Genomic DNA, 7,355 nt, shown 5'->3' on the forward strand with positions numbered 1-7,355 from the left:
TCAGCCGCTGCGGCGGCCTCCTCGAGCGGCGGCACAAGCACAGCGTCGATCACGTGGATCACGCCGTTGGAGGCCTCGATGTCGGTGGCGATGATGTTGGCGTCATTGACCATGGCGCCCTCGTCGCTCAGCGAAATGGTCAGGGGGGCGCCCTGCAGCGTCACAATTTCCTGACCGTCGACCAGGTCGGCGGCCATCAATTTACCCGCCACAACGTGATACAGCAGAATCTGCGTGAGCAGGCCCTCGGGATCGGCCAGCACAGCGTCCAGCGTCTCCTGCGGGAGCGCAGCAAAGGCGTCATCCGTTGGTGCGAAGACGGTGAAGGGGCCAGGGCCGCGCAATGCATCCACCAATCCGGCCTCGGTCAACGCAGCGGCGAGCGTCGTGAATTGCCCTGCGGCGACGGCGGTGTCGACGATGTCGGCAAGCTCCTCGGCGGCCTCTTCGGTCGGCTCGGGGGTGGCAGCAGCTTCGGCCACAGCTTCTTCGGTCGGTTCAGGGGTGGCGGCGGCTTCAGCGACGCCCTCTTCGGCGGACGGCAGCAGGTCGGCCAGCGTCGCAGCCAGCGAAGGCGGCAGAATGACGCTGTCAATTGCATGAATCACGCCGTTGGAGGCTTGAATGTCGCGCGCAACGATGGTGGCGCCGTTGATCTTTTTGACGCCGTCGGTGAAGGAGAATTGCACGCTCTCTCCCTGCGCCGTCTGAACCTCCTTGCCATCGCTGATCAGCGCAGCGACCAGTCGTCCCGGCACCACATGATAGAGCAAGACGCTGCGCAGCGCCTCGGGGTCTTCGGCAAGGGCGGCCAGAATTTCCGCCGGCACTGCGGCGAACGCCTCATCCGTCGGAGCAAAGACGGTGAAAGGGCCTTCGCCCTTCAAGACGTCGACCAACCCCGCCGCCTGCACAAGCTCCACCAGGATGGTGAAATCGCCCGCAGCAACGGCGGTTTCCACAATGTCTGGCTTTTCGCTGAGACCTGTCTGAGCAAAAGTCTGCAGGGGAACCAGGCTCAAGATCAGCGCAAAGACCACAAGCGCTTGAAGTACGGCTGGAACGCGTTGTTTCATAGAACTCTCCTTTGTGTTTTATGGAATCCTGTTAAAATTTTGGAAAGTGCGCTGTCATGCTCCAAGGCGCTGCCGGGCAGGTCCTGACCACCATTATATCAGAAAAACTTTGAAAAACCATAGAAGACCTTGCCTCCCAGGGCAATTGCACACCTTAAATTCCCGGCGCCCGATCATCTATTGCGCTTCATAAAATGCGCCGATCGGCGCAAAATTCACTCTTTGAAGCCGATTGCCGCCGATTGATGTTGATTTAACGGCTTACGTTGCACGTGAGGGGATGAGGAGTGCACAAGCGCCGACGCCGACCGAGTCGCCGACCTGTGCAACGGGAGTTAACAGATCAAAATTGATGCTATGATGAGGTTCGCGATCGCCCTGCGTCTTTCTCCAGGGCGTGAAGATGAGAGGACCACCGGATTACGTGAGAAGCGGCGGCTTCATTTGCGCAGCGACCGGACAAAGGAAGATGGGCGAGTGCGTTCGGCCCATCTTCCTTTTCAATAGCAGCCCGATTGCGGAGTTACGCCAGCCGTCGCCGCCAGGCCAAGGCGAAGCCGGCGACCGCAAGAAGGATCAAACCTGCGGCCAGGAGCGCATTCAACCCGCCGCCAGACTCGCCGCCGGTGACCGGCAGCAGCGCCGGCGGCTCCTCCGCTGGCGTCGGCGTGGCCTCGACGGCAGGCTCGCCTTCGGCGGCAGGCGGCAAAATCACGCTGTCGATCACATGAATGACGCCGTTGGAGGCCTCGATGTCAGCGGCAATGATGTTGGCGTCATTGACCCTGGCGGCGCCGTCGGCCAGGGTGAAGACCACTGCGCCGCCCTGCAGAGTGGTCGCCTCCAGGCCGTCGCTCAGGTCAGTCGACATCACTTTGCCGGGCACGACATGATAGAGCAGAATCTGCGTCAGGTCACCCGTCGGATCGGCCAGCAACGCATCGATGGTCCCCGCCGGCAGCTTTGCGAAAGCGTCGTCGGTGGGGGCGAAGACGGTGAAGGGACCTGGGCCGCGCAGCGCATCGACGAGGCCGGCAGCCTGCACCGCAGCGACCAGCGTGTTGAAGCTGCCCGCAGCAACGGCGGTGTCGACGATGTCGGCCAGCTCCTCCGCCGGCGCAGGCGTGGCGACAGGCTCAGCCGCTTCCTCGGCGGCGGCAGCCGCTGCAACGATGCTCGGCGGCAAAATGACGGTGTCAATGACGTGGATGACGCCGTTGGAGGCCTCGATGTCGGCTGCGATGATATTGGCGTCATTGACCATCGCCGCGCCATCGCTCAGCGTGAATTTCACGCTTTCGCCCTGCAGCGTCGCCACCTCCAACCCATCGCTGAGGTCGCTCGACATCACTTTGCCCGCTACGACGTGATAAAGCAACACTTGCGTCAGCAACCCTTCCGGGTCGTCGAGCGCCGCCTGCAGGACGTCGGGCGGCAGCTTGGCGAACGCCTCATCCGTCGGCGCAAAGACGGTGAAGGGCCCCTCACCCTTGAGCGCCTCGACCAGCCCCGCCAATTGCACGGCGGTGACCAGCGTGTTGAAGTCGCCCGCGGCAACCGCTGTGTCCACAATGTCCGCGTCCTGCGCAAAGGCGGGAGCGACCGGCGTTGCGCTGAGGACCAGCAGCAATGCAAGCAACAGTTGAAGGATGCGTCGATTTCGCTTTTTCATGATTTTCTCCTTGTGTGTACGTGAGTGAGTTTGAGATTGCGCAAAAGTTATACAAAACACAGCCAATACTTATACAATTTTATAAGATGAGCAAAGGATTTTTCTGTAGATTGCGCCACAATTTTGCTTGCAGATACGCTTGTTCAAGCCGAGCAGCTTTCACCGGGTAAGACGTGGAAATCCACTGGTCGGATTGGGGAAACGCGAAGAGGACTCGAGAGCGCTGTCTCGACTTACAGCGCTTTACGCTTGCCAGGAGAACAAACTTCGAGGAAGCGTGCAGAGATTCGGCAGCGCTTATGGAGCGGCGGATACGGGACCGGCCAATGATTGGGGATTGGCCAGTGCACTGCGGATGCGCTCCTCCGCCAGCGCACAGTAGACAGGGTCAACGTCAAAGCCAACATAATGACGACGGTGCAGGGCGGCGGCTACGCAAGTGGTTCCCGAGCCGACGAAAGGATCGAGCACCACATCGCCGACGTAAGAGTAAAGTTTAACGACGCGTTCGGCGAGCGCCAGCGGGAAGGGCGCCGGATGTCCTATGCGCTGCGCCGACTCCGGCGCAATCTCCCAGACCGACAGCGTTGCCGCCATGAACTCCTCGCGATCGATGTCAGACTCGCCGCGATCCGGGCGAGAGAAACTCTCTTTGGCAAAAACTAGCAAATATTCATGGATATCGCGCAGCCGCGGAGAGCGAGCGCTCTGCCAGCTGCCCCATGCGCAGTTGCCGCTGGCGCCTTTCGCCTTGCGCCAGATCACCTCGCCCATCGGCAGAAAGCCGACCGCCATATGTCTTTGATAGAAGTAAGCGTGAAGGGGAATGTAGGGTTTGCGCCCCAGGTTGGCGATATTGACGACGTAACGCCCTCCCGGCCTGAGCACGCGGTGCACTTCGCGCGCCACCGCCTCGATCAATGTCAGATAGGCCTCGAAGGAGAGATCGTCGTCATATTCCTTGCCGACGTTGTAGGGCGGCGAAGTAAACGCCAGCCCCACGGCGTTGTCAGGGATGGGCGTCATTTGAGCGGCGGACTGACAGTAGATGCGATCGGCCCATGTCTCCAGAGGCGCAACGCATTCCGTCGCTGCATCGTCTTCTAGACTTTCTGTGTGTGCGCGCTCGCCGTTGCGCCGGAACATTTGACGGCTATAAAACGCTGACGCGTCATGTCCCTCGCGCTTGCTCACGCCAAAAGTTGAGGTGGACGTCCGCTTCCCCATTCTCTTCCCAGGATGTGTGTTGTTTGGCGACTACAGAAAAGTTGACGCCATCAACGCTGCACTTTACGGCAAAAGGCAACCGTTGGGCCCTCTGTGACCGCGTATATCTTACCACAGAGAACGCATTCGCCTGTGCAACGTAAATCTGAACCGACCCGAAGCGAAAGAGCCATTTGTGCGCCTGGGGGCGACGACGGCCGAAAACGCAGATTGGTGGATGGGCGCACACCTGATATATTGTAGACTTCGACGATGCGGTGCGCTCGTCAAGGGCGATTCATGCGCTGCGGTGTTTGACAACGCCGTCGGAGCAGTTCGAGGCGACAAATTGGATTGCTCTGGGTTATGAATTACTCTCTAGGGAAGCCAGACAAGAAGAGGATATTTTGATGAGCAGTCGAACCATTTTGAGCTTTCTATCGGTCATTCTGCTGATTGCATTTCTGGCGGCTGCCTGTGGCGGCGGGAACGAACCGACGCCGACTCCGCCGCCGACGTTCACCCCGACCCTTGCACCCACTCCCACGGCTACACCGATTCCGGCCGTCGAAGCCGCCAGTCCAGAAAGCCCGCTGGCGGAGCCGGAGAGCCCACTCGCCGGCCCAGAAAGCCCGCTCAGCGCGCCGGAGAGCCCACTGAGCGCCCCCTGATTCAGAACCCTAGAATGCGAGTCTTCACCGGGGGCCGATGAAGACTCGCATCGACTCTCTGCACACACCGTCTGGAGGTCAGGGCTTCTCTTTAACGCGTTCTGAAGAAGATTCGCGGACCGACGTCTCCGTCTGTTCTTTTTCTTTGTGACCTTCGCCGCGGCCGGGCGCTTCGGGGTCGGGCAGGACTTCATACACCCAGCGCACGGCGCGACGCCACATGCTGCGCGCCGCTGCTGCGCTGTACGTCGCCTGGCGCCGCGTGTTCTTCCACCAATCTGCTTCGGGCTTTTCAACCGGCGTGCGCCAGTCAATCGCGCACGACGCCCACGTCAGCCCTGCGCCGAAGCCGACGAAGACCACCTTGTCGCCTGGCTTGAGCTTGCCCGCCTCGATAGCCTCGCACAGGGCTATCGGGATGCTGGCCGTGCTGGTGTTGCCATATTTTTCCAGGTTCACAAAGACTTTTTCAGGCGGAATCTTGAGCTGGTTGAGCACGCTGTTCTGAATGATGCGGATATTGGCCTGGTGGGGCACCACGAGGTCGATGTCGTCGGTCGTATAGCCGGCGCGCTCAAGCACCTTGCGCGTCGAAGCGGCCATCACGCGCGTGGCAAAGCGAAAAACCGCCTTGCCATCCATCTTGATGTAATGCTGGCCACTGCTGACCGTCTCCAGGCTGGTGGGCATGGCGCTGCCGCCGGCGGGCAGGATCAGGGTGTTGCCGCCTGAGCCGTCGCTCCCCAGGTCGACGGCCATGATGCCGCCGGGCACCTCGCTCGCCGCCACCAGCACGGCCCCAGCGCCGTCCCCGAAGAGAACGCAGGTTTTGCGATTGGTCCAGTCGACGATGCGCGAAAGCGTCTCCGTCCCGATCACGAGCACATACTCCGCATCGCCGGCGAGAATGTGCCCGCGCGCCATCGCCAACCCATAGACGAAACCAGAGCAGGCCGCGCTCAGATCAAACGCGCCAGCGTGATGCGCGCCCAACATATCCTGAATCAGGCAGGCGGTGGCCGGGAAGGAGTACTCCGGCGTGGTCGTTGCACAGATCACCAGATCAATCTTACTGGCGGGCACATCGGCCACCTCCAACGCCTTGCGTGCGGCCGCGGCGCCCAACGTCGCCGACGTCTCTTTAGGGTCGGCGGCCACGCGACGCTCGGCGATGCCGGTGCGGCTGCGAATCCATTCGTCGCTGGTGTCGACGATCTGCTCCAGATCGTGGTTGGTGATCACCTTGCTGGGGACATGGTAGCCCCAACCCACGATGTGGGCGTAGCGCGGGCGATAGGAGGAGGGGGCGACGGGCGATTGCTTCTGTTGTGTGGAAACGCTCTCCTCTCGATATTCGCCTGCGCCATTCGTTGAGTTAGAGCCACCGGTGGACATGGGTTTCGCTTCGGGCATCCTTCCCTCCTTCTTGGTTGCTGCTCTCAGGCGTAGCGGCGCAGCATAATGCATGCGTTGTGGCCGCCGAACCCAAAGCTGTTGCTCATCGTCACGCGGACGTCGGCTTTGACTGCGTGGTTAGGGGTGTAGTCCAGGTCGCACTCAGGGTCGGGATTGTCCAGGTTGATAGTGGGCGCCACGATGCCGGTTTCGATGGTTTTGACGCAGATGATTGCCTCCAGGGCGCCGGCTGCGCCGAGGAGATGGCCGGTCATGCTCTTGGTGCTGCTGATGCGCAGATTGTAGGCTCCCTCGCCAAAAACCTGTTTGATGGCCAGCGTCTCGCCGACGTCGTTGAGCCGCGTGGCGGTGCCGTGGGCGTTGATGTAATCGACGTCGGCGGGCGTCTCTCCGTAAGCCGCCGCCTTGCGCAGCGCCATGCGCATGGCGTCTGCAGCCCCGCGGCCGGTTTCGTGCGGCGCCGCCATGTGATAGGCGTCGTTGGTGTTGCCGTAGCCGATCACCTCTGCATAGATGCGCGCGCCGCGCGCTAACGCATGTTCGAGCGTTTCCATGACCAGGATCGCCGAGCCCTCGCTCATGACGAAACCGTCGCGGTCGCGGTCAAAGGGACGGCACGCCGCTTTGGGATTGTCGGTGCGTTGGCTGAGCGCACCCATCACATCGAAGGCGGCGATGTTGATGGGCAGCAGCGCCGCCTCCGTCCCGCCGGCTAGCACGACGTCGGCGTCCCCGCGGCGCAATAGCTCAAACGCCTCTCCCGCGGCAGTGGTGCCGCTGGCGCAGGCGCTCACGACTGCATGGTTCGGGCCTTGCAGATTGAATTCAATGGCGATCTTCCCACCAGGGCTATCAACCAGCATATTGGGGATCATGAAAGGGCTGACCTTGCGCAACCCTTTGCTCTGCACGATCTCGACGTTCTCCCGAAAAGAGCCAATGCCGCCGATGCCGCTGCCGACCAACACGCCGATGCGCGTGGGGTCTTCGTTTTCCAACTTCAGACCTGCGTCGGCGATGGCCTGTTGTGCGGCGACCAGCGCATACTGGATGCAAGGGTCCAGACGCCGCGCCTCTTTGCGATCCATGTACTGTCCTGCATCGAAGTCGCGCACCTCGCCCGCAAAATTGACGCGCAGGTCGGACGTATCGAATTTGGTGATGTAGTCGATGCCGCTGCGCCCGGCGACCAGGTTGCGCCAGGTCTCTTCGACTGTGTGACCAAGAGGGGTCAGCGCCCCTAAGCCTGTGATGACGACGCGTTGAGGAAAGCCTCCGTTAGTTGTTGTCATGAGCGTATAACCATTCGATTTT

General features: G+C 61.3%; 6 protein-coding genes. 1 reads left to right on the forward strand and 5 read right to left on the reverse strand.

Features of this window, described 5'->3' with window-relative positions:
• The 3 genes from Q0367_RS02335 to Q0367_RS02345 form a co-directional block, all read right to left on the reverse strand.
• On the reverse strand, positions 1 to 1,076 hold a 1,076-nt coding region (locus tag Q0367_RS02335; protein ID WP_298980784.1), incomplete at its 3' end, for a fasciclin domain-containing protein.
• Positions 1,077 to 1,599: 523 nt separating this feature from the next.
• A complete protein-coding gene (locus Q0367_RS02340; protein ID WP_298980786.1) occupies positions 1,600 to 2,748 on the reverse strand; it encodes a fasciclin domain-containing protein in 1,149 nt (382 codons plus the stop codon).
• 297 nt (positions 2,749 to 3,045) lie between these two features.
• Positions 3,046 to 3,894 carry a site-specific DNA-methyltransferase gene (locus Q0367_RS02345; RefSeq protein ID WP_298980787.1) on the reverse strand — a complete coding sequence of 283 codons (849 nt, stop codon included), beginning with the start codon at positions 3,892 to 3,894 and terminating at the stop codon, positions 3,046 to 3,048.
• Positions 3,895 to 4,364: 470 nt separating this feature from the next.
• Here Q0367_RS02345 and Q0367_RS02350 point away from each other — a divergent pair, with 470 nt between their 5' ends.
• Entirely contained in the window at positions 4,365 to 4,625 is a 261-nt protein-coding gene (locus Q0367_RS02350) for a hypothetical protein (protein WP_297630010.1), read from the forward strand.
• 78 nt (positions 4,626 to 4,703) lie between these two features.
• Here the strand turns inward: Q0367_RS02350 and Q0367_RS02355 are convergent, their stop codons facing one another.
• Together Q0367_RS02355 and fabF are read right to left on the reverse strand one after the other, a co-directional pair.
• Positions 4,704 to 6,038: a beta-ketoacyl-ACP synthase III gene (locus Q0367_RS02355; RefSeq protein WP_298980788.1), complete on the reverse strand. Its 1,335-nt coding sequence runs from the start codon at positions 6,036 to 6,038 to the stop codon at positions 4,704 to 4,706.
• 26 nt (positions 6,039 to 6,064) lie between these two features.
• Positions 6,065 to 7,333 carry a beta-ketoacyl-ACP synthase II gene (gene fabF / locus Q0367_RS02360; protein WP_297630016.1) on the reverse strand — a complete coding sequence of 423 codons (1,269 nt, stop codon included), beginning with the start codon at positions 7,331 to 7,333 and terminating at the stop codon, positions 6,065 to 6,067.
• Between the last annotated feature and the right edge of the window lie 22 nt (positions 7,334 to 7,355).

This window comes from uncultured Caldilinea sp., from assembly GCF_937128415.1.
Classification (GTDB): Bacteria; Chloroflexota; Anaerolineae; order Caldilineales; family Caldilineaceae; genus Caldilinea.

Excerpts from the sequence above, each read along its gene's own strand:
- Q0367_RS02345 (WP_298980787.1), bottom strand. The coding sequence starts at position 3,894 with ATGTTCCGGCGCAACGGCGAGCGCGCACACACAGAAAGTCTAGAAGAC.
- Q0367_RS02340 (WP_298980786.1), bottom strand. The coding sequence starts at position 2,748 with ATGAAAAAGCGAAATCGACGCATCCTTCAACTGTTGCTTGCATTGCTG.
- Q0367_RS02350 (WP_297630010.1), top strand. The coding sequence starts at position 4,365 with ATGAGCAGTCGAACCATTTTGAGCTTTCTATCGGTCATTCTGCTGATT.
- fabF (WP_297630016.1), bottom strand. The coding sequence starts at position 7,333 with ATGACAACAACTAACGGAGGCTTTCCTCAACGCGTCGTCATCACAGGC.
- Q0367_RS02355 (WP_298980788.1), bottom strand. The coding sequence starts at position 6,038 with ATGCCCGAAGCGAAACCCATGTCCACCGGTGGCTCTAACTCAACGAAT.